This window comes from Solidesulfovibrio alcoholivorans DSM 5433 (assembly GCF_000702665.1).
In the GTDB taxonomy this organism is placed as follows: Bacteria; Desulfobacterota; Desulfovibrionia; order Desulfovibrionales; family Desulfovibrionaceae; genus Solidesulfovibrio; species Solidesulfovibrio alcoholivorans.
The window spans coordinates 1-21,573 of sequence record NZ_JNJA01000011.1; the positions used below are offsets into that span (position 1 = coordinate 1).

Below are 21,573 nucleotides of genomic sequence, written 5' to 3' on the forward strand. Positions count from 1 at the left end.
AGGGCGTCCAGTTCAAGAGCCTCACGGACTCTATCGACACGAGCACGCCGTCAGGTCGGTTCTTCTTTCATGTCATGGCCAGCCTTGCCGAAATGGAGCGCGAGCTGATCGTCGAACGCACACGCGCCGGGCTGGAAGTCGCCCGTCAGCTTGGCCGCAAGGGCGGCCGTAAGCCCAAGATGACAGAGAGCAAGATCGAGTCGGCCAAGAAGCTCCTGGCCAGTGGCGTCCCCCCCAAGGATGTGGCCAAGAACCTCGGTGTGTCCATTCCGACGCTGTACCGCTGGGTGCCAGCCTCAGCCCAGGCTTAGCGTACGATTTTTTCCGTTTTCTGAGACGACCCCAAGAGCGGCAAATCCGGCTTCGTTCTCCTTCGAGACCGCTGCGCAATGCACGCAAGCCGCTGCTTGCCTCACTTTCGGATTCGCGCGGCGGGAGTAGTGGCTGATCATTCGCCAGTTCGAGGATGTTCTTCGCCACAAGGCCGGCGTTTGCCAGACAAAGCGACACGTCCGCCGCCGTCCCCGAGGACCGTTTTTTTCAGATGTATGCCCCCGCTGTCGCTTCTTTCGCACGCGCTCGGACGGCGTCCTGCGCCGCGCCGGCGATCATGTCCGCGACGTGGCGGCGAAAGAAAGGGAGCAGGGAAAGGCCGGAGAAACGGCGTTGCAGACGTACAGCGAGCGGCTGCCGTGCATGAGGACGGAATCCATGGCGAGGCGGCGCTTTTCGCGCGCGCTCGACGGGCCGGCGCGGCCTACGCCGCGCCGTCGATCAGGTCCGCGACGTGGCGGGCGAAGGGAATGGAGCAGGTGAACGCCGGGGAGACGGCGTTTAAGACGTGCAGCGAGCGGCTGCCGTGCTCGATGACGAAATCCATGACGAGGCGGCGCTTTTTCGCATCCACGAGCTGGGCGCGGATGCCCGGCCGGCCCCATTTGCGGTAATCCGCCACGCGCACGCCCGTGACGAGCTCCGCGGCCAGCCCGACGATGTGCGGCCGGAACTGCTTGCGCAGCTCCTCCACGGCCAGGCGGCGGAAATCGAAATCCGCGCCGGCGAAAAGCGCGATCTCCCGCCCGACGATCTCCCGCAGCTCCCCGAAATCGAAATTCTCGAGCCAGCCGTACTGCTCCCGCCAGAAACAGGGAATCGCCGTCGGCCCGATCTTGACCTTGCCGTCCACCGTGACCGTGAAATGCACGCCCAGAAACGGATTGGCCAGGTTGGGCACCGGGTAGACGTTGGTGGCAAGCTGCGGCGCGTCGGGAGAGGCGTAGAGGTACAGGCCCTTGAAGGGCAGCAGGTGGTAGCGCTTGGAGAAGCCGAAATCCTTGGCGATGGTGTCCGCGTGCAGGCCCGCGGCGTTGACGACGTAACCCGGAGTATAGACGCCCTTGTCCGTGCGCACGGTCGCGCCGTCGCGGCCCTGGTAGCGCACGCCGGCGTGGATGGCGACCCCGGCCTCGCGCGCGGCGTCGGCCATGGCGCGCAGCACTTCGAGGGGATCGATGGAGGCGGTGGTCGGCGAGAAAAGCGCCGCGCCGCAGGTCTTGACCCGGGGCTCGATGGCCCGGGCCTGCCGGGGCGTTACGCGCGAAAGTTCCACGCCGTTTTTCCGGCCGCGTTCGAGCAAGGTGTCGAGTACGGGCACTTCCTCTTCGTTTTTGGCCACGACCAGCTTGCCGCAGTTGCGGATGCGCAGCTTGCGCCGCGCGCAGAATTCCTTGAGCGCGCGGTTGCCGTCGCGGGTGAAGCGGGCCTTGAGGCTGTCGGAGGTGTAGTAGAAGCCGGCGTGGATGACGCCGCTGTTGCGGCCGCTGGCGTGCGCGCCGATGTCGGGTTCCTTTTCGAGCACCGTGACGCGGCAGTCGGGATGCCGCGCGGCCAGTTCCCGGGCGATGGAGAGGCCGACGACGCCTGCGCCGATGACGAGGAAATCCGGGTTTGTCGCGGAGTAGGTCATGGGGGTGGCTTCGTGCCCGGGCAGGGGCGTGCAAGGAGAGCGGGACGTTTCCGCCGGCAGCCCGGGCGCTTGTAGTATGGTGTCTGGGAAGAGCGCGCCATGGTCCGGCCGCATTGGCGGCGAGAGACCTGTTATACGCGACGGGCCGGGCGCGCAACTTTTCCAAAAGTCATTCTCTTCCCCTGGTTTCCTCGTTGTCGTCGGGAGCAGCCCGGCGGCTGCGGCCGAGAACGGAGAGTTCCCTGTGGCCTTCTGGAAAGTCTCCAAATGATGTTCCGGAAAGCCGTGAGGAAAATATCCAAATGCCATTCTCTGTGTTGCAATACAATGCGTCGCTTCTCTTGTTTTTCAAAGAGTTGCTTTAATGTGTCACAGTGTGTTACGCCTGGGAACCAAGGTGTGGCACAACGAAGCAGTGCTTAGTTGTGGGGTCACGTGCGCAACTGCTTGGCATGCATATATTTCTACAACAAACGGGAGTTCTGGTATTCATATAGTATAGACTCTGGATAGTCCCTCTAGGAAATTAGGCGTGGCGGTTTGCCGCCTTGAAAAATGGCAGGATGCCGCCCCAGGCGGCACAGATGCGACCCACTAGCGCCGCACCGAAAATCTGCTGCAAGCCGAATACGATTCTGTTATGAAGCGAGTCGCCGAACTGGCCATGGAGAACGAATCACTCTGGCAGCGCGTGAGGCGATCAGACCTTTAGCCAATGGGGGGGCGAAGAAATAAGCTCTGCGGTGGCATCCTCGTGAAACCGTTACCACATTAACAGAATATGTCATATCCGGGGGAAGCCCAGGTCGTTTCGCTATGCCATGGTTGACAAGCCCTGTGCCTCGCGGCTCTGGCGGAGCCTGGGGAATGTTGTCCGAAAACAGCAGAGTCCGATTCAATGCTGCTGGCCGCCATCAACATCGATATTGCATCCCATCGCCTTCTGGCGAAGGATAGCGCAATGTCCGGGCGCGCCCGCGGGCCCGGGACGGGATTCGATTCGGTCGCAAGCGGGTGCTGCGGACCATGCGGGAAAACAACCCGCTTTCCCCTTTTCGTGGCCGGCGCGGAAGCGCCGCGCTTCACGACGGGCGGATTTTCACGGACAGCCCGGACGAGATGTGGGGGACCGGTGGAGCCGCGGGCTTTTCTCGTGGAGGATGCCGGGGCTGGCTGTTTACGGCCGTGGAGCACTGGAACGCTGCCTGTGCAGGCTGGAATGTGCGCAGGGATGGGGTGCGGTATAAACGCTGCGGAATAATAATCATTTTTTTTGATCTGGTTCAAGTTCCGAATGTCGAGGTGGCCTCCACTATGCTTTGTGTCAAAGGCTCCGTTGGGCGAACGAACTTTTGCTTGAAGGATTACGACGCGCGTTGCCTGGCCTTGCGTTCCCGTTGCGACCATATGTCCCGACTCGTCGAAGCGAACCGTTGGGAGGCGCTGGCCCTGGCGCTGCCCCCCCTGGCCCAAGACCTCGGGAGGCACTTCGGCCAGGTTCTCTCGGCCCTGGAACGCCCCCGAGCGGCCGGCGATGGCACGGAACCCGCCCGGGATCCCGCAAAACCCCTGCCGGAAGGCCCGCGCGGCGTGGCCGTGTCGGTGGAAGGACTCCGGGGCGACGCCACGGAAGGGCCGGGTGAGCCCCCTCTGGACCCGGTTCGCCTACGCGCCCAGGCCCGGCGGTGCACGGAACTGTTCCGGGAAGGACATGCCTTGGTGCTGTCCCGCCTCCCCGAGGCCGAACGAAAAATACTGGCCGGCCAGGCGCGACGGTTTCACCGGGCCGTGTGGACCGTTCTCGCGGCCTGCGTTTTCGCCACCGCAGCCGTCCTGGCCGCCACCCCTCTTCAGTGGGTCTGGCAGGACTTCCGGCAGGCGAACTTCGTCCATGACTTCGTAACGACGGCCTCCGAACCGTCGAATCTCGGCATCAGCGGCGTCCTTGGCCCGGAGAAGGAGGCCGGGCGGCGCTGGCGCTGGGGCATCGGCCCACGCACCGTCATTACCCTGGAACTGGAAAAGACCGGCCCCGTGCGCCTGGATTACGCGATATCCAACCCCCTGGAAGGACAGGCGCTGACCCTCGTGGTCAACGGCGAGGTCCTTGCCAGGCACACGGGGCTGTCCGCCGTCACCGGCATGGCCCAAAGTCTGCACGAGTCCGTGCGCTTCCAGGGCCGGGCCGGACCCAATGTCATCGTTTTCGAGCACCCGCTGATGAATCACTTCGATTTCGTCAAGGACGACACGCCATACGCGGTGGCCTTCCTGAAACTCACCCTGGCTGCCGGCCTCAAGGTCTTGCCGTGAAAACCGTGTCGCGCGTCGTCGTCCGTCAGCGTCTGGCTTGCCTGGCCGGGGCCGTCATGCTGCGTCTTTTGTGGGGAGCCGTGGGGCGGTCCTTTCCCCTTTGGCTGGCTGGCTGCCTCGGGGCGGCGGCCTTGGCCACCTCCCTGGCCTACAGGCTGCCCGTGGGACCAGACAAGTACGAGATCGTCTCGTTTCTTGATCGCTGGACTTCTCGCCTCGGCCCGAGCGTCCTGCTGTTCATGGCTTTGGCCGGCCTGGAGGGTCTGGCCCGGCAGGCATGGGAGTTCGTCTTCCTGATCCGCTATCCCTTCACCGTCAACGTCCTGGACGGTCGCGAACCCTCCAAGGCCTGGCTCTTGCTGCACGGCCTGGGCGTCTATCCGCCCCTGGACGGCAGCCAACTGCTGGTCACGCTCTACAATCCGCTCTACCATATCGTCCTGGCCGGCCTGTTCACCGCCATCCGCGACATCTTCGCGGTGGCCAGGATCCTGAACGCCGTCCTGGCGGCCATCCTGCTGGCTATTGTCTGGCGACTCTCCTCGGTCAAGGGAGGGACGTGGAAAATGGCCGGCTTGGTCACGGCCCTTTTCGCCCTTTCCGGGCCCTTTCGGGTCACCAGCTTCACCAGACCGGACGTCCTGGCCTGGGTTCTGGCCTTCGGGGGATTGGTCCTGGCCGGGCAGGCCAGGGAGGAGCCGGGGGGGGGCTCGCGCAACCTGGCGGCCGGGATCCTCCTGGGCCTGGCCTACCTGGCCAAGCAGCAGTCGCTGCCCTTCTTCTTGGGCACCTGCCTCTGGTTGGCTTTGTCCTGGCGCTGCGGCGCGTTGTGGCGCGTTGCGGCCGGATTTTGCGGCACTGCCGGTCTGGGGCTTCTGGCCGAGGGATTGTTGACTCACGGGGCGGTGTTCGAACACACCGTGTCCTATCCCGGCCTCATCGCCTCCAACCCCGCCATCACCTCGACTTGGCGCGGGGGTGCCGCCCTGTGGAACTTCCTCTTGGGCCAGTGCCCCCTGATGCTGGCATGGGCATCCACCATTCCCGGACGCAAAGGGTTTCGCGACGTGCGCCTCGAGGAAGTGGTGTTTCTCGTCAACATTCCCTTCCTCATCGTGCTGCTGGGCACCTGGGGAGCAGACGCCAATTATCTTTTGAGCGGCCTTGGCCTTCTCTGCGTGCTCGGCGCGAGGGCATTGGCCAGTCTTTGGAAGCGGGGGCACGCCCAGGCGGTGGTCTGCGCGGCGCTTCTGGCGGCGTTGCTGCCGGGGGCCTTTCCCTGTGGCGACATGCAACGAAACGACCAGGCCCTCGAAAAGGCCCTGGAGCAGCGCAAGGCCCTTGTGCGGGCCGTCCTGGACGAGCCCGGCCGGATTCTGGCCGACGTGGAAGGAGCGCCCGCCTTTCTCGATAGCGTGCCGCTGGAGAACGTGACGCTCTACGACGCCGTCGAACTGGGAGCCTACGCGTGGGCCATCGGGGGCACGCTCACCGAGTCGGTCCTGCTGCGGGACATCAAGGCCCGGCGGTTCGGTCTGGTGGTCAACGGCGCCACCCTGCACTCCAGGGAATACACCCTCGTGCTGCACCGCTACTATGTGCGGACCCAGGTGATAGGCCCCTATGAACTCCTCAAGCCCCGCCCCGCCCTGGCTGTTCTGGAGCTGGAAGGACTGTCCGAAGCCAAGGCCGCCGGGCAGTGGAAAGGCGGAGAGGCAGGGGTGTCCGCTCGAGTGACGGAGGCGCGCAATCTGGTTCGCGTGGCCGGCCGCGACTGCTGGTGCCTCGGGGACAAACGCGAAGAGGCCGTGCTGGGCCTGGAGGTCCAGGCCCCAAGGGACCATTCGCTGACCTACGAACTGGGCCTCCCCGCCATGCTGAGCGCTCCCGGCGGAAGCGTCGAACCCCTCGCCGGGCCGAATGACGCGGAGCTTGCGCCGGTTGCCGGCTTCGGGGCGGTAGGGGTGAAAAATTTCGACGAGGTCTGGAATGAGCCCACGCGGATGTCTGGAACCTGGCCCGGCGGAGAACTCCGCCTGCTGGTCCGCATGCGGGGCAACGCCGTGCTTTGCATGAACCGGGACAACCCCGCCTGGCTTGTCGTCGGCCCGACCCGGTGACTTTTGGGCGGCCCAAATCGAAGCCCCGGCCCCCTCCGTTGTCACGGTCTGGCGGGCGGCCCTTCCTGCCGGGGTCGGGAAAGATCGGAACGGGCCCGGACAGGCCGTTGCGCAATGCGCGGCCAACCTGTAACCTGCCACTGGAATAAACGCGCCCGGGCCTTTGGGGCGGCTATCGGGGGTACCGTGGCGTCTGTCATGCTTGCCCGGCTCACGGACAGACCCCGCCTACATCTGCCGCGCCCGGGCCTTCTTCTTGCGACAAGGGGCGGCCATGCGGTTTGACCGCCGGCGGCTCTTGTGTGGGCTGGGCCTTCTTGCCCTGCTCGCGGCTCTTTTCGCCACCCGCTTGTGGCGCCTCGACACCGCCCCCCTGTGGGAAGACGATTATCTCAATCTGGACCGGGCCATGATGCCCCTGGCGGAGATGGCCGCCGTCCAGAAGTGGCAGGGCCCGGCCGACACCATCTTCGATTTCCAGCCGCCGCTCAGTTACGCCCTGCAGCATGTGGCCCTGGAGATGCACCGCAGTTCGCTCGCCGCACGCATCCCGAGCCTTCTGGCCGGACTCCTGACTCCCCTGGGCCTGTGGCTGCTCGGCCGGCGTCTGTTCGGCCCGGCCGTTGGGCTGACCGCTGCCGTCCTCACCGTCTTCCTGCTTTATCCCCTGGGCTTTGCCCAGGCCATCAAGGCCTATGCCCTGCTGTTGTGCCTGGCCGTCTATTCCCTGTGGCTGGTGGCCAGGGCCGTGGACGACGACCGGCTTTCCTCGTGGTGCGCCTACGGGGCCTGCGCCCTGGGCATGCTCTACACCGGCTACCAGGGCCTTCCCGCCTTTGCCGTCCAGTGCCTGTGGGCCGGGGCGGTCATCTGGCGGGAGCCGGCCGCGCGGCGTCGCCGGCTGTTCCGTTTCCTGGCCACCTGCGCCGTGGTGGGCGCGGCCTATCTGCCGTGGCTGCCGGCAATCTTATTTCTCCGCGAGTTTCTGCGCGATCCGCCCGTGCATCCCTGGGCGGGGCTGGACCTCGCCTTCGCGACAAAGATCCTGCGCGGTTTCATCGGTCTCGATCCGGACATGCCGGCGGGACACGCCCTGGCCTGGTCGGCCGCGCCGGTCCTGGGGACTTGGCGGTGTCTGCGCCGGGGGCAGTGGCGGGGACTTTGGTTGCTTGTCCTTACGGCCGCGGCCACGAGCCTGGCCCTGGTCGGCTCGCACAGCCTGCTGCGTCCCAATCTCGAGGCGCGGCATTTCGTCATGGCTTTTCCGGCCCTGGTGCTTCTGGCGTCGGGCGGTGTGGTTTTGGTTGGCGAGTGGACCGGGCGGGCCTTGTCACGCATGCGTTTCAGCCGCACGGCCGGCGTGGGCGCAGGAGTCCTGTCCTGCCTGCTGCTCTTGTGGCCGAGCCTGTCCGGATATGGCGGCTACTACGACCGGTCGCTCAGCCAGGACAGGGATTTCTTCCATTGGCTCGACGGGTTGCGTGGCGACATGGACAGCCTGGCGTTCCACGGCTACAAGCGCAACACGCGCCGTTTCGCCGCCGCCTGGTACCTGCCCGGCAGATTCGGCGAGGCCGGCACCTTTGCCGGCCCGGGTTACCGCCGTATCGCCGACATCGACACCGGCTACGCCGACGGCGCCGTCGCCAGGGCGCGCCATCCCGGCGTGCCGCTGGCGGAATTCGGTTCGCTTTTCACCTCCACCCGCGTGAGCCTCGCCCCGGCGGCCAGCCGCGCGCCATTGGTCATGGACCCGGGCCCGGACGGGGCATGGCGTTACAAGGACGATTTCCGGGACCGCCGCTTCTACGCCGACGCATTCAACGCCGCCAACATGACGCTCGACCCCGAGGTCGGCATGTTGCGCCCGGCCCGCTATTCCAAACCGGCCGAGGCCACCTGGGAATACGAGGTCCCGCCCGGCATGGGGCTCTCGCGCCTGCGTCTCGCCGTCAGCGCCGCCCTGTACAAGAACCATCCGACCGAGCCGGCCGATTCCACTCTGGTCGTTGCGGCCGGCCCGGACGCCGCGCATCTGACGGAACTCGGCGTCATCGGCCAGAAGGACTTTCCCGTGGAGAACGGCCGACCGGTGACGGTCGAACGGGCCTTTTTCGACGAGATGGGGTTTTACCACGAACAATGCCGCGAGACGCGCCTGGACTACGATGTGCCGACCGAGCTGGCCGCCGGGGGGAAGCTTCTCGTACGGATAGCCTACCGGCCCGGGCACAAGGAGGGGTTTCTCAATCTCGCCGGACTGGAGGTTGTCGCCAGCCTCGGCGGGACGCCGTCCCGCCGCGACGCGGACAGTCCCCTGGCACGGCAGGCCGGGCATCTGCTGGACAACATCCGGGCCGCGCGCTGGGATGGGACCGGGGAGGATTTGGGGCTCTTCGCCTTTGCCGCCCCGGGCTTCGACTGGCTGGCGGAGACCGGATTGCCCGTGGGCGCGCCGGAGTTGGGCGAGGCGTTCAAGGCCGCCCATCCCGGACTGGCCCCGGCGGCGGTTCTGGCTGACCGTGACGGCCAGCCGGCGCTTTCTGTTTACGACCCGACGCTGACGCGCCCAGGCATCGGCCTCGATGCCGCGCATCCCACGCGCCGTGTCCACGGCCTGCCGGATTTCGGAACCGCCCCGGCCTCTCTGCGCCTGACCGGCACGATTGCCATCCCGACCCTGCGGCTGGGGGACAAAACCCTGACCATCCCCGTGCTGGCCCCCCCGGGCAGTACCCTGACCCTGACCCCGGGCGACAAGGGACGCATCACTTTTGTGCCGGACTGGACGCAGGACCTGTCGCGGTCTGTTGGCGCCATGAGCTACGCGCGCGACATTGCTTCCTCGAAACGTGCCCGGGGGGAGCTGGTCTGCGGCGGGGCCGGCAACTGCGCCTTCGTCTACACCTTCGTTTCCGCGTTGCCCGTGACCGAACTGCGCCTGCGTGTCCTTCCCACCGTCTACGCCAATCCCTGCCGCAAATGCGAGCCCAACAGGGCCAGGGTCAATGTCTCCACGGATGCGGGCAAGACCTACCGCACGCTGATCGACTCCACGGGCGGCGAGGAATGCACCTGGACGCCCCCTGGGCAGTACGCATACCGCCGGCTGCGTTTCGACCCGCCGGTCAGGACTCTGATACTGGCCTTCGAGTTGCAAATGGGAGACCAGGCCGGATTCCTTTCGCCGTCCTGGAACATCGACGACATGTACATCGAGGCCGATCTCGACGCCCGCATCCTGCCGCCCCTGACGCTCTCCGCCCGGAATCTCGACGTCTCCCTGGTCGCGGCCGGGAATAACGACTTTTCCCTTTTCCTGCGCCCCGGTCCCTGGCCGCTGTCAGACCGCACGTCCGAACCGGGGGGGTGAAAGGAACGCGCGAGGGTTACGGACCCGGGTGCGGAACGGTCTCCATGACGACGTTGCAGGACCGGAGCGCGGCTTCGCTGCTGTAAATGACGCCGGAACCGTCGTCGGCGAGCGTCGTTTCCAGCTCCAGCCCGTCGGCCGGCGCGAAATCGGCCGCCAACGCGGCTTCGCAGGTGGCGCTGTCGTCGGCGTTGCGGCGGCAGTGCGCCTCTTTTGTCGTGGCGTCGCTTGCGGACGCGCCGGAAACCTCGCCGTTTCCCTGTACGCGCAAGCGCAGCAGGACCGCCTCCCCGCGTGCGCGCCGCAGACGCACCTCCACGGCGCTCGCCGGGCCGGCCAGACGCGGCATGACCGTCACGGCGATCCGCTTGACCGCCATCGCCTCGGGCACGGCCAGCAGGTATTGGGCCCTGGCGGGCCCGCCCTTGTCCAGGGGCATGAGCCCGGGGGGGAAATAGCCGTATCCGACGTTTTCCCCGCGAGCGAGGGCGCGCAGCAGCTCCCCGCCGTCCAGGTTCCAAGCCCATGCGGCCGCGCCGACACGGGTCGGCGTCACCGCGACCGGGGCGGCGGCGGGAATCGCGCACGCCACGAGGCCGGGGACGCGCGCGAGGAGGACGGCGTCCGCGGGCATGCCGGCCACGGGCGGGCTTTTGGGATGCCAGGGATTGCCCTGCTGATCGATGTTGTAGACGACGATCGAGCCATGTTCCCCGCTACAGGCGGCCTGGGGTTCCGCCAGGCGCGCCCGGTACCAGGACACGGCCCGCAGCAGGTTCGCCGATTCGGCTCCCAGGCAGGGACCCGGCTCCCGGGCCAGGCGCGCGGCGATGGCCGGATAATCCTCGTAGTCGGTACGCCGCGTGGGAAAGGGGATGCGGCTGAAAGCCTGGTAGCCGAAGGCGGCGAAGACCAGGACCAGGGCAAGGCCCGTCACCGCCCAGGGGGCACGGGGCAGGGAGCGTCCGCCGGTGACGCCGCGCCACACGGCCCCGGGCACGGCCAGCCCTTCCAGGATGCCGGCGGCGAGCAGCAGCGGATAGACGGGAAGGCCCGGCGACAGGTAGCGCGCCAGGTTCATGCTCGGATTTTGCACGTACATCGCCAGGGCCAGGGGGACGAGTCCCCAACCGGTCAGGATGAGCGCCGTCCGGGGGCGGCGCACGAGCAGGGCCGCATACCCCACGATCATGAAAAAAAGGCCCGGGCGCAACGGCAGGCCGGTGGAGAATTCCAGGAACTCCGCCAGTTCCTTGAGGCCGTACGCGCCCGGCACATGGGCTCCCGGCCCGGAAATGACCGTCCAGATGTGCGTGCCCAAAAGCCAGGGCGCGAAAAAAACGGCCGCGACGGCCAGGGCGATCGCCAGACGCCAGAAGGCGCCGCCGCCGTTCCCGGCCGGTTCGCCGCACCAGGGCAGGCCCATAAGGACCAGGGCCGCGCCGCACCCCAGTCCCGCCCACAGAAACAGGGAAAACGCCGGGCTTGCGGGCGGCGGCGCGGCGAAAAGCGGGCAACAGGCGGCGGCCAGGAAAATCGCCGCCGTCAGCAGCAGGTTGCGCGGCGGCGTCAGGACACCCCGCATGCGCGCCAGGGGGAAGCGGGGATGTTCCACCAGCGCCGCCCCGAGAAAGGCCCCGGCCAGGCCCGCCATGAACCAGGTGGCCACGAAATGCGTGTAGAGCGTCAGCGTGGCGAGCAGCGTCGCCACGGCCAACCGCCCGGTCCGGGGCTGGCACGCCGCCCTGTCCAGGGCGAGGACCGTCAGGACGGTCAGCAGGCCGAGCAGGCTGTAACAGCGGACCTGCTGGCCGTAATAGACGGCGGCGGGCGAGAGGGCGAGCAGGAGCGCCGCGCAGCAGCCGGCCGTTTTGTTGATGAGCCTGGCCCCGGCCACGTAGGTCAGGGGAATGGTCAACGTGCCGCAAAGCGCCGTGAAAAAACGCAAGACTGCCTCCCCGTCGCCCCAGACGACGCGGACGCCGTGCAGCAACAGGTAAAAAAGCGGCGGGGTGAAATCGCTTGCCGGCGCTTGCGGCGTGGCCAACGTGCGCAGGATCGTGGCCGGATCGGCGTTGGCGATCCAGACCGCCAGCAGTTCGTCCCACCAGTAGGGCAGGGCGTCGCGGGCATAAAACCGCAACACGCCGCCGAGGAGGGTGCAGGCCAGGACGCACGGCCACACGGCAAAGGCGCGGTCCGCGGGCGGGGCCGCGCCGGCCGTTTCCCCCCGGACGCCGACCGGGAGCAAGCGGGACAACACCGCCAGGGACAGCGCGGACAGGGCGAAGGCCGGACCCGGGCCGAGGGTCTGCTGCAAGGCGTAGGCCGTCTCCCCGATGCCGGCGGCGCACCGGGCAAGGACCGCCCCGGCTGCGGCGAAGGCCGTCACCAGAGCCATGCCTGTGGCGTCCAGTAGCCGACGCCCCAGCATTTGGCCCGGATGTGGTCCGCAAGGGCGGGGTCGCTGCGCTCGCTGACCATGAGCGTCCTGGCCGTGCGCAACAAGTCGGGATCGCGCACCGCGAAAGACGGCTCGAGAGGCATGTTGGAAAATTTGAAGCGGACCGGATCGATCATGTCCGGGTGGGAGGCATGGACGGCAAGGCACAGGTTCGGGTCGCCGGAAATGAGTTTGTACTCCCCGTTCCCGGCGCGGAGGCCGATCGCCTCTTCGCCGGCCGGTGTGCCGGCCGGCAGGCGCAGGAGCCTGCCCACGGCCGCGCCCTGCAACCAGACCCCGTCCGTGTCGGGATAGCGGCCGTATTGCGTTTTATAGGCTTCGAGGGCGGCCTTGGCGGCCGTCAGCGTTGCCAGCCGGCGCTGGACATCCTGCGGGGAAAGCGGGGCCTGCCTGCCTCCGGCGACGGTCCAGCCGCCGAGCATGAGGCACCATGCCCAGAAAAGGATCGCGCCCAGGCGCGCCCGGCTGCGAAGAATTCCGGATGAAGCGGCAGGCAGGGGATTTTTTCGCGCGGCATCCCGTCTCGAATGCATCTTTTTCCGATAGGCCGGATACGCGAGAATGTCCAGATATCTCCGGCGGCAACGCCACGCCGCACGAGGCGGCGGGCAGCCCGGGCGGGGGGGGGAGGCTCCCCCGGGGCGATGCTTTTGCCGCAGCCGCCGGAGGCGCGCCCCGGGATTCTCCGGCCGCGAAACCGGGTCAGGCCGAAAGCCGCCTCCCGCCGCCATTGCGCCCCGGTCGGCGTTGGGCTACGAACCGGCCAGGAAAACTGCAACAGGCGCCCGTCACGATTCCCTTTTCGCACGCGGCGCCGTCGAGGAACATCATGAGCGATTCCATCAAGCGCGTGGCGGTCATCGGCTCCGGCTATTGGGGCAAGAACCTCGTACGCAACTTTCACGCCCTGGGCGCGCTGGCCATGGTCTGCGACAAGAACGAAGCCATTCTGGGCGCGTTCGCCGAGCAATACCCCGGCCTCGAAACCTGCATGGCCCTGGCCGACGTCCTGTCCAACGACGCCGTGGACGGCGTGGTCATCGCCACGCCCGCCGAAACCCACTACGCCCTGGCCCGGGAAGTGCTGCTGGCCGGCAAGCACCTGTTCGTGGAAAAGCCGCTGGTGCTCGACGAGCGCCAGGGCCGCGAGCTCATCGCCCTGGCCGAGGAGAAAAAGCGCATCCTCATGGTCGGGCACCTGCTGCACTACCACCCGGCCTTCCTGCGTCTCAAGGAGCTGGCCGCCTCGGGCGCGCTCGGCAAGATCAACTACATCTATTCCCACCGCCTGAACCTGGGCAAGATCCGGCGCGAGGAGAACATCCTCTGGTCGTTCGCGCCCCACGACATCTCCATGATCCTGTCCCTGGCCGGCGAGATGCCCGACCAGGTCTTCGCCATCGGCGGCAACTACCTGCACAAGAAGATCGCCGACGTGACCACGACCCACCTCAATTTCCCCTCCGGGCTCAAGGCGCACGTCTTCGTCTCCTGGCTGCACCCGTTCAAGGAGCAAAAGCTCGTGCTGGTCGGGGAAAAGAAGATGGCCGTCTTCGACGACACCCTGCCCTGGGCCGAAAAGCTCGCGCTCTATCCCCACGAGATCCGCTGGGAGAAAAACGTGCCCGTGCCGGCCAAGGCCGCGCCCGAACCCGTGGTCCTGCCCGAGTCCGAACCCCTGCGCCTGGAGTGCGAACACTTCCTGACCTGCATGGCCACGGGCCGCACGCCCTTGACCGACGGCCGGGAAGGGCTGCGCGTGCTCGAAGTCTTAAACGCCAGCCAGGCCTGCCTGGACGGCTGCAAGCCCGCCGCCGCGCCCGCGCCGGCCCCCGCGCAGGACAAGGCCAAGGACTATTTCGTCCACGAGACCGCCGTGGTGGACGCCGGCGCGACCATCGGCGCGGGAACCAAGATCTGGCACTTCAGCCACGTGCTTTCCGGCTCCACGGTGGGCAAGCGCACCAACGTCGGCCAGAACGTGGTCATCGGCCCGGACGTGTCCGTGGGCGACGGGTGCAAGATCCAGAACAACGTCTCGGTCTACAAGGGCGTCACCCTGGAGGACGACGTGTTCTGCGGCCCGTCCATGGTCTTCACCAACATCTTCAATCCGCGCGCGCACATCCCGCGCATGGCCGAACTGCGCGAGACCCTGGTGCGCAAGGGCGCGACGATGGGCGCCAACTGCACCATCGTCTGCGGCAACACCGTCGGCCGCCACGCCTTCGTCGGGGCCGGCTCGGTGGTCACCCACGACGTGCCCGACCACGCGCTGGTCGTCGGCAACCCGGCGCGGCGCATCGGCTGGATGTGCACCTGCGGCGAGAAGCTGCCCGTGGGGCTTGTCTGCGAAAAATGCGGCGAAGCCTACGAGGAGGGGCCGTTCGGCCTCGCGCCCAAGGCGTAGCAACCGGCACGGGCAAGCCGTCGCATCGCGACGGCTTGCCCACACCCGCCATTCCCGCTAATGCTCACGCCGATGCGCGGCGCACCCATGAAAACCGTTGTCCACTTCGTGCGGAAATCGACCCAGTTGCGGGCCTCGTTCATCCGCAACCAGATTCTCGGGCACGCGCGCTACGCGCCGGCCGTGGCGTTTAAGCATTTTTCCGACCGCGACGACGGCGGCTACGCCACCCCGGACACGGCCAGGGACCTGCCACTGCTCGACCTGAGCCGGGACGCCAACGCCCTGGACAAGGCGCTTTTTACGCTGGCCTACCGCCTGTCCGGCCGCGACGTGCGCCGCATCCGTCGCTTCCTCGCGGACCAGGGCGCGTCGCTGCTCCATTTCCACTACGGCTCCGACGCCGGCATGTACGCCCCGGTCATGCGCCAGGCCGGAATTCCGTCCGTGGTCTCGTTTTACGGCTACGACTGCTCCTCGTTCCCGGACATGTACTGGGGCTACGGCCGCCGTTTCCTGCGGCGAAACGTCTTCGCCCCGGCCACGCGCGTCCTGGCCATGAGCCGGGAGATGCGCGACGCGCTGCTCGCCCTGGGCTGCCCCGGGGACAAGATTCTCGTGCATTATTTCGGCACGGACACCTCGCGTTTCGCCTTCCCGCAGCGCGAATACCCCGAGCCGGACGGCCCGGTGCGCCTGCTGCTGCTGGCCTCCTTCGAGCACCAGAAGGGCCACGCCGTGCTGCTCGCCGCCCTGCGCGAACTGCGCGCCCGGGGCCGGGACGGTTTCGTGCTGCGCCTTATCGGCGACGGCCCCCTGCGCGAGGAACTTTTGCGCCTGACCGAGGCCTACGGCCTGGCCGGGCACGTGCGCTTCACCGGACCGGTCGTCTACGGTTCGCCGGAGATGGTCGCGGCCTACCGCGAGGCGGACGTGTTCGTGCACCCGAGCGTCACCGGTCCGGCCGGGGAGATGGAAGGCATTCCCGGGGCCATCGTCGAGGCCATGGCCTCGGGGCTGCCCGTGCTCTCCACCTTCCACTCCGGCATCCCGACGATCATCGAAAACGGCGCGCACGGCCTGCTCGTGCCCGAGCGCGACCCGCTCGCCCTGGCCGACGCCCTGGAGCGGCTGCTTGGCGACCGGGAACTGCGCGAGCGCCTGGGCCGCGCCGCCGGGGTGCGCGCCCGCACGGCGCTCGATCTGCGGCAGGGGGAAACGGCCCTGGAGGCCATCTACGACCGGCTGCTCGCCGGTGCGGACGGGCCGGGGCATGGCGACGGCTGAGGGCGCGCGCGTCCTGGTGCTCGGCGGCACGGGCTTTCTCGGCGCAAGCCTGCTTGCGCCCCTTTGCGCGCGCGGCTACCGCGTGCGGGTCTACTCCCGCCGGGGCAGGCCCGATACCGGGGCCGTGCCCGGGGTGGAATACCTCGCCGGGGACATCGCCGACCGCGAGCGGCTGCGCCGGGCCGTCGCCGGCACGGCCTACGTGGCCCATTTCGCCGACGCCACCCTGCCGCAGACCGCCGAGGCCGACCCGCAGACCGACCTGCTCGCCAACCTGGCCGCGGCCTGGGGCCTGCTGACGCTGTGCGCCGAGGCCGGCACGCGCCGCCTGCTCTACTGCTCCTCGGGCGGCACGGTCTACGGCGTGCCGCGGGCGCTGCCCGTGCCCGAAACCGCCGTGCCCGCGCCCATCTCCTCCTACGGCCTGATCAAGCACGCCGTGGAAAGCGCGGTGCGTTTTTTCTGCGCGAGAAACGGCCTGGAGCACGTCATTTTCCGGCCGTCCAACGTCTACGGGCCGGGACAGTCGCCGTTTCGCCCCCAGGGGCTCGTGGCCGTGGCCATGCTGCGGGCGCTGCGCGGCGAGCCGGTCGCCGTGTACGGCGACGGCTCCGTGGTGCGCGACTACCTCTACATCGACGATTTCGCGGAATTTTTCCTGCGCTGCCTGGAGGGGGCCCCGACCGGGGTCACGGTCAACGTGGGTTCGGGCGAGGGGCGCAGCGTCGGCGACGTGCTCGCGGGCGTGGGCCGGGCGCTCGGGCGGCCCGTGGCCATCGAACGCCGGCCGGCCCGGGGCTTCGACGTGCCGGCCAACTACCTGGACATCGGCCTGGCCCGCGCGCTCTACGGCTGGACGCCGCGCGTGCGCCTGGAAGAGGGCCTGCGCCGCACGGCAGAGGCCTTCGCCGCCCGTTTCGGCGGCGAGGGCCAGGCGACGGAATAAAGCCGAACAGCCCCGCCGTGCCCCCCGGCTCTCCGGAATTTTTGACTATTGGCAGTGGCGAAATCGTGTACTACGGTCTTTTCAAAGGCATACTCCCCGGCCCCCGGGAGGCGTTTCTTCCCGTGCCGGATGACGAGGAGCGCGCAGCATGATTTTGATAACCGGAGCAGCCGGTTTCATCGGATCGAATCTTGCCGCCGCCTTCAATGCGCGGGGCGTGTGCGACCTCGTCCTGTGCGACCGGCTCCGCAGCGGCGGCAAGTGGCTCAATGTCCGCAAACGCCAGTTCGACGACTTCGTCTCCCCGGAAGAGCTGCCCGGCTGGCTGGAAGGCAAGCAGGGGACGGTGCGCGGCGTCTTCCACATGGGGGCCATCTCGTCCACCACGGTGGTGGACGGAGACGCCGTGCTGCGGGAAAATTTCAAGTTCTCCCTGGCGCTGCTCGACTGGTGCGCCGCCGCCGGCGTCCCGTTCATTTACGCCTCCTCTGCCGCCACCTACGGCGACGGCAGCCAGGGCTTCCGGGACGCGTTCACGCCCGAGGCCCTGGCCAAACTGACGCCCCTGAACCTCTACGGCTTCAGCAAGCACGCCTTTGACGGCGTTGTCTGCCGCCGCCGCCAGACCGGCGGACCGTTGCCGCCGCAGTGCGTCGGCCTCAAGTTTTTCAACGTGTTCGGGCCGAACGAGTACCACAAGGGCTCCATGCAAAGCGTGCTCACGAAGGTCTGGCCCGACATCGTCGCGGGGCGCGCCGTCAGGCTCTTCCGCTCCCATGTGCCGCACGTGCGCGACGGGGAGCAGCGGCGCGACTTCGTGTACGTGCGGGACGCCGAGCGCGTCATGCTGTGGCTGTGCGACAACCCCCAGATCAGCGGCCTGTTCAACGTCGGCACGGGCGAGGCGCGGACCTTCAAGGATTTCATCCGCGCCGGATTCGCGGCCGCCGGACGCGAACCGCGCATCGAATACGTGGACATGCCCGTGGAGATCCGGGACAAGTACCAGTATTTCACCCAGGCCGATCTCGGCGGGTTGCGGGGGGCCGGCTATCCGCATCCCTTTACGCCCCTGGAGGACGCGGTCGCCGACTATGTGAAGAACTACCTCAGCCAGGAATGCCCGTATCGGTAGGGGCACCCGGAAAACCACGATGACGCGAATTCCCCTGCAAAACGAGGAACGCACCGACCTCGTCGCCCTCTGCCAACGCCTGGCCCAGGCGCGCATCCTCGTCGTCGGCGACATCATGCTGGACAGGTTTGTCCGGGGCAAGGTGGAACGCATCTCCCCGGAGGCCCCCATTCCCGTTCTTGTCGTCGCCGGGGAAACCTCCATGCTGGGCGGCGCCGGAAACGTGGTGCGCAATCTTGCCACGCTCGGCGCTTCGGTCCTTTTTGCGGGCGTGGTCGGCGACGATCCGGCCGGAGAAGCCCTCCTGCGGCTTCTCGAAGGGTACCCCAACGTCCAAAGCGCCCTCGTGACGGAACAGGGCCGCCAGACTTCGGTCAAGACCCGGTTCGTGGCCGGCGCCAACCACCTGCTGCGGACCGACAGCGAGACGCTGGCCCCGGTGACTGCCCGCAGCGTGGCCCTTCTGCTGGAGCGTTTGCGGGAGTTCGTGGCCGGGGTCTCCCTGGTCATGGTGTCGGATTACGGCAAGGGCGTGCTCACGCCCGACCTGCTGGCCGCGCTGTTGGACCTTGCCGCCGCAAGCGGGGTGCCGGTGGTGGTCGATCCCAAGGGGACGGACTACACCCGCTATCGGGGCGCCTCGATCATCACCCCCAATCGCGCCGAACTGGCCGCCGCCACGCGCATGACCCTGGGCGACGAGGCCGCCTACGCGGCAGCGGCCAAAATGGTGCAGGAGACATGCGACGCGCAGGCGGTTCTGGTCACCCGCGGCGAGGAGGGGCTCAGCATCTACCCGGCCGGGGGAGAATGCCGGCACATCAGGGCCACCAGCCAGGAAGTCTTCGACGTGTCCGGAGCGGGCGACACGGTGGCCGCCATCTTGTCCGCCGGGCTGGCTGTCGGCGCGCCCCTGGCGCCAAGCGCCATCGTGGCCAACATCGGCGCGGGCATTGTCGTCAGGAAATTGGGCACGGCCGTCGTCTATCCGGATGAACTGCTCCAAGGCGTGCGGCAATACCTGGGCAAGGCGCCGGAACTACAGGCCCTCTCGTTCGATCAGGCCATGGAAAAGGTACGCCGCTGGCGCAGCCAGGGCCTTTCCATCGGTTTCACCAACGGCTGTTTCGATCTGCTCCACGACGGACATGTCACCCTGCTGGCCAAGGCCCGCGCCGAATGCGACCGGCTGATCGTCGGCCTCAACACCGACGCGTCCATCCGGCGGCTCAAGGGCCCGCTGCGGCCGGTCCAGAACCAGGAAGCGCGGGCGCGCGTGTTGCACTCCCTGGCCGCTGTCGACGCGGTGGTTTTCTTCGACGAGGACACGCCCATCGATCTCATCCGCGCCATCGCCCCGGACATCCTGGTCAAGGGCGGCGACTATACCTTCGAAACCGTGGTCGGCGCCGATTGCGTCACCGCCCACGGAGGGCGCGTCGTCCTGATCGAATTGGAACCCGGCAACAGCACGACCGACATCATCCGGCGCATCGTGGCCAGCCACGGGAATACGGACGACGGCAAAGCGTCGTGAGCGGTTTCCGCCGCGCGGCCGCGGCGTTCGCGGCCCGCTGCGGCGGCTGATTTCCGGTCATTGCGCCGCGGCCTTGCGCCGGTAGTATTCGTCGAAGCGGCAGTCGCCCGCCTTTTCGAAATCCTCGTCCACCACCAGGCCCATGGCCGTGCCCGACAGGTTCTTGGCCTTGCTGAGCACCACCCAGTCCACGCCGTAGTCGTTGAGCGCCCGGCGCGCCACTTCCGGGTCGGCCGTGCGCTGCGCGCCGTAGAACCGGGTGTCCTGGACGCACATGACGTTGCGGTCGGTGTAGTACCAGGGGATGATCGGCGAGTCCGTGAGGATCAGGGCGTCCGGCGGCGCGCCCGCGTCCGTGAGGGCGCCTTCCACCCGCCACCAGCAGCTGTCCGCGTTTTCGAGCAGTTGCAGGACGTTCGCCTGCCGCACGGCCTGGATGTCCGTGCGCGGGCCCCACCAGTGGCCGATCGCCATGCCCGCCCCCGCGACCAGGAGCAGGACCGCCAGGACGTTGCAGGCAAGGCCGCGCCGCGCGCCGTCCCGCAGGTTCGCGCACACGCCGCCGGCGAGCACGAACGCCGTCAACGGGTAGATGGAGAAGCGGAAGCGCGGCACGGTGTAGTGGCCCATGCTCAGGTGGCGGCTTAAGAAATCGAAAAAGCCGAGGATGATCGCCTCGTAGACGAGCAGCAGCAGCGCGGCCGCGACCAGCGGCCGGGCAAGCCGCCTGCGCCGCAGCGCCGCCCAGCCGGTCAGCGCCAGGGCCACGAACGTCAGCGGCACGAGCGGCCCGTCCTCCTTGTACTGGTGGGCCAGGCGCTCGGGCAGCAGCGCGAGCCCGGGATCGGGCGCGGGCGGCGGCAGCCAGATGTCTGGCTTCGTGATGGTCACGAAGTTGGCGGAGCGAAATTCGTTGCCGAGCAGTTCCCCGGTCTCCAGCTTGGACACGATCAGGTGGTTGGCCCCGAGCAGAATGGCCAGGGCGAAGGCTCCGGTCAGGGCCAAGCGCGGCCGGACGCCGGGCGTGACCGCGAGCATGGCCGCGTAAACCAACGGGGCGACCATGAGGCTGCTCGAGTGGGAGTTCCACAGGAAAAGCAGCGCGAGAAACGGCAGGACCGTGTCGGCCAGGGGTATGGCCTCGCCCTTGGGGCGGGCGCGCAGGAAGCCCAGGGCCTGGAGCATGGGGATGAGGTTGAAGGCGCTGCGCGAGCCCATGTTCATGAGCATGCCGAAATACTGGGCGAAAAGGAGCAGGCACAGGGAAAAGACCGCGGCGAAGCCGCCCGCGCGCAGCCCCAGGCCGACCACGACCACGGCCAGGGACAGGTTTTGCAGCTCGAGCGCGGCGCGAAAGGCCAGGTCCTGGGTGCGGTCCGGGGAAAAGGCCATGGCCGCGTTGAGGTAGCCGATATAGGTGATGGGGTGGTCGTTGAAGCGGATGTAATTGGTGTCCGGGCCGGGCTGGGGCGTCACCTTGAGCCGGGAGGCGTAGGAACGGTGGTCCATGAGCGCCTTGCTCTCCACGCCGTAGGTCAGGGTGTCGCCGTGCCAGATGGGGCGGATCGCGTACTGCGCCGTGAAGTAGACGAGCACGGCGAAGGCCCCGGCCACGCAGGCCGCGCCCACGCGCCGGCTGCCCGGCGCGACGGACGCCGCGTAGGCCCTGGCCGCGCGCCAGGTCGCGCAAAGGCCCTTGCGACACCACGCAAGGAGCGCCACGGCGACGAGGCCGTGGAAAACGCCGAGCCAGGAGTAGGGCAGGCCCGCGAAAATGATGAGGAACGTGGTCTGGAGCAGGCCGATGGCGAACGGGGCGAAGCCCGTGCCGAGCAGGAACCAAGCCAGGCGGCGGCGCGGCGCGTCCGGGCCCTGCTCGTCGCCGGCCAGGCGGCACGCGCCTTCGCCGCAGGCCAGGGACATGGCGATGTAGTAGAGGACGAAAACGAGCGAAAGCGAGACAACGAGCATAGGTGTTCCCTGGTTTGGCGCGGCGCGCGGCCGCCTGCCCTGAAGTGGCCG

The 21,573-nt window shown here is 67.9% G+C and carries 13 protein-coding genes; 9 read left to right on the forward strand and 4 right to left on the reverse strand.

The features are described from left to right. Positions 1-311 (forward strand): recombinase family protein (locus Q368_RS0116670; RefSeq protein ID WP_029460187.1); only part of this gene is annotated, 311 nt, incomplete at its 5' end. A gap of 446 nt (positions 312-757) precedes the next feature. On the opposite strand, the gene lhgO is transcribed toward Q368_RS0116670, so the two are convergent. Beyond that, complete coding sequence (lhgO, locus tag Q368_RS0116680) at positions 758-1,966, reverse strand: L-2-hydroxyglutarate oxidase (protein WP_029460188.1); 1,209 nt, start codon at positions 1,964-1,966, stop codon at positions 758-760. A 1,356-nt stretch (positions 1,967-3,322) separates the two neighbouring features. On the opposite strand from lhgO, the gene Q368_RS24030 reads away from it, so the two are divergent. From Q368_RS24030 to Q368_RS0116695, 3 genes are all read left to right on the forward strand, one after another. Beyond that, positions 3,323-4,279, forward strand: a complete 957-nt coding sequence (locus Q368_RS24030) for a hypothetical protein (protein WP_029460189.1) — start codon at positions 3,323-3,325, stop codon at positions 4,277-4,279. Beyond that, on the forward strand, positions 4,276-6,399 hold the full coding sequence (locus Q368_RS23340) for a hypothetical protein (protein ID WP_043786283.1): 2,124 nt from the start codon (positions 4,276-4,278) through the stop codon (positions 6,397-6,399). The genes Q368_RS24030 and Q368_RS23340 overlap by 4 nt, the downstream gene beginning before the upstream one ends. Positions 6,400-6,673: 274 nt before the next feature. Then, on the forward strand, positions 6,674-9,772 hold the full coding sequence (locus Q368_RS0116695) for a glycosyltransferase family 39 protein (protein WP_052360234.1): 3,099 nt from the start codon (positions 6,674-6,676) through the stop codon (positions 9,770-9,772). 16 nt (positions 9,773-9,788) lie between these two features. Here Q368_RS0116695 and Q368_RS0116700 read toward each other — a convergent pair whose 3' ends face one another. Both Q368_RS0116700 and Q368_RS0116705 read right to left on the reverse strand, forming a co-directional pair. Then, positions 9,789-12,173: a glycosyltransferase family 39 protein gene (locus tag Q368_RS0116700; RefSeq protein ID WP_043786285.1), complete on the reverse strand. Its 2,385-nt coding sequence runs from the start codon at positions 12,171-12,173 to the stop codon at positions 9,789-9,791. After that, positions 12,161-12,769, reverse strand: a complete 609-nt coding sequence (locus Q368_RS0116705; RefSeq protein ID WP_156955768.1) for a hypothetical protein — start codon at positions 12,767-12,769, stop codon at positions 12,161-12,163. Before Q368_RS0116705 ends, Q368_RS0116700 begins: the two co-directional genes overlap by 13 nt. 296 nt (positions 12,770-13,065) lie before the next feature. On the opposite strand from Q368_RS0116705, the gene Q368_RS27300 reads away from it, so the two are divergent. The 5 genes from Q368_RS27300 (at position 13,066) to rfaE1 (ending at position 19,551) form a co-directional block, all read left to right on the forward strand. After that, positions 13,066-14,646 (forward strand): Gfo/Idh/MocA family oxidoreductase, encoded by a 1,581-nt coding sequence (locus Q368_RS27300; RefSeq protein ID WP_029460193.1) that lies wholly within the window; start codon positions 13,066-13,068, stop codon positions 14,644-14,646. Between the two features lie 87 nt (positions 14,647-14,733). Further along, positions 14,734-15,933 (forward strand): glycosyltransferase, encoded by a 1,200-nt coding sequence (locus Q368_RS24035; RefSeq protein WP_052360235.1) that lies wholly within the window; start codon positions 14,734-14,736, stop codon positions 15,931-15,933. Continuing rightward, complete coding sequence (locus Q368_RS0116720; RefSeq protein WP_156955769.1) at positions 15,920-16,879, forward strand: NAD-dependent epimerase/dehydratase family protein; 960 nt, start codon at positions 15,920-15,922, stop codon at positions 16,877-16,879. The genes Q368_RS24035 and Q368_RS0116720 overlap by 14 nt, the downstream gene beginning before the upstream one ends. 148 nt (positions 16,880-17,027) lie before the next feature. Continuing rightward, positions 17,028-18,014, forward strand: a complete 987-nt coding sequence (gene rfaD, locus Q368_RS0116725; RefSeq protein ID WP_029460196.1) for an ADP-glyceromanno-heptose 6-epimerase — start codon at positions 17,028-17,030, stop codon at positions 18,012-18,014. A gap of 19 nt (positions 18,015-18,033) precedes the next feature. Continuing rightward, entirely contained in the window at positions 18,034-19,551 is a 1,518-nt protein-coding gene (gene rfaE1 / locus Q368_RS0116730; RefSeq protein WP_052360237.1) for a D-glycero-beta-D-manno-heptose-7-phosphate kinase, read from the forward strand. 57 nt (positions 19,552-19,608) lie between these two features. Here rfaE1 and Q368_RS0116735 read toward each other — a convergent pair whose 3' ends face one another. Further along, positions 19,609-21,522 (reverse strand): hypothetical protein, encoded by a 1,914-nt coding sequence (locus Q368_RS0116735; RefSeq protein WP_029460198.1) that lies wholly within the window; start codon positions 21,520-21,522, stop codon positions 19,609-19,611. Between the last annotated feature and the right edge of the window lie 51 nt (positions 21,523-21,573).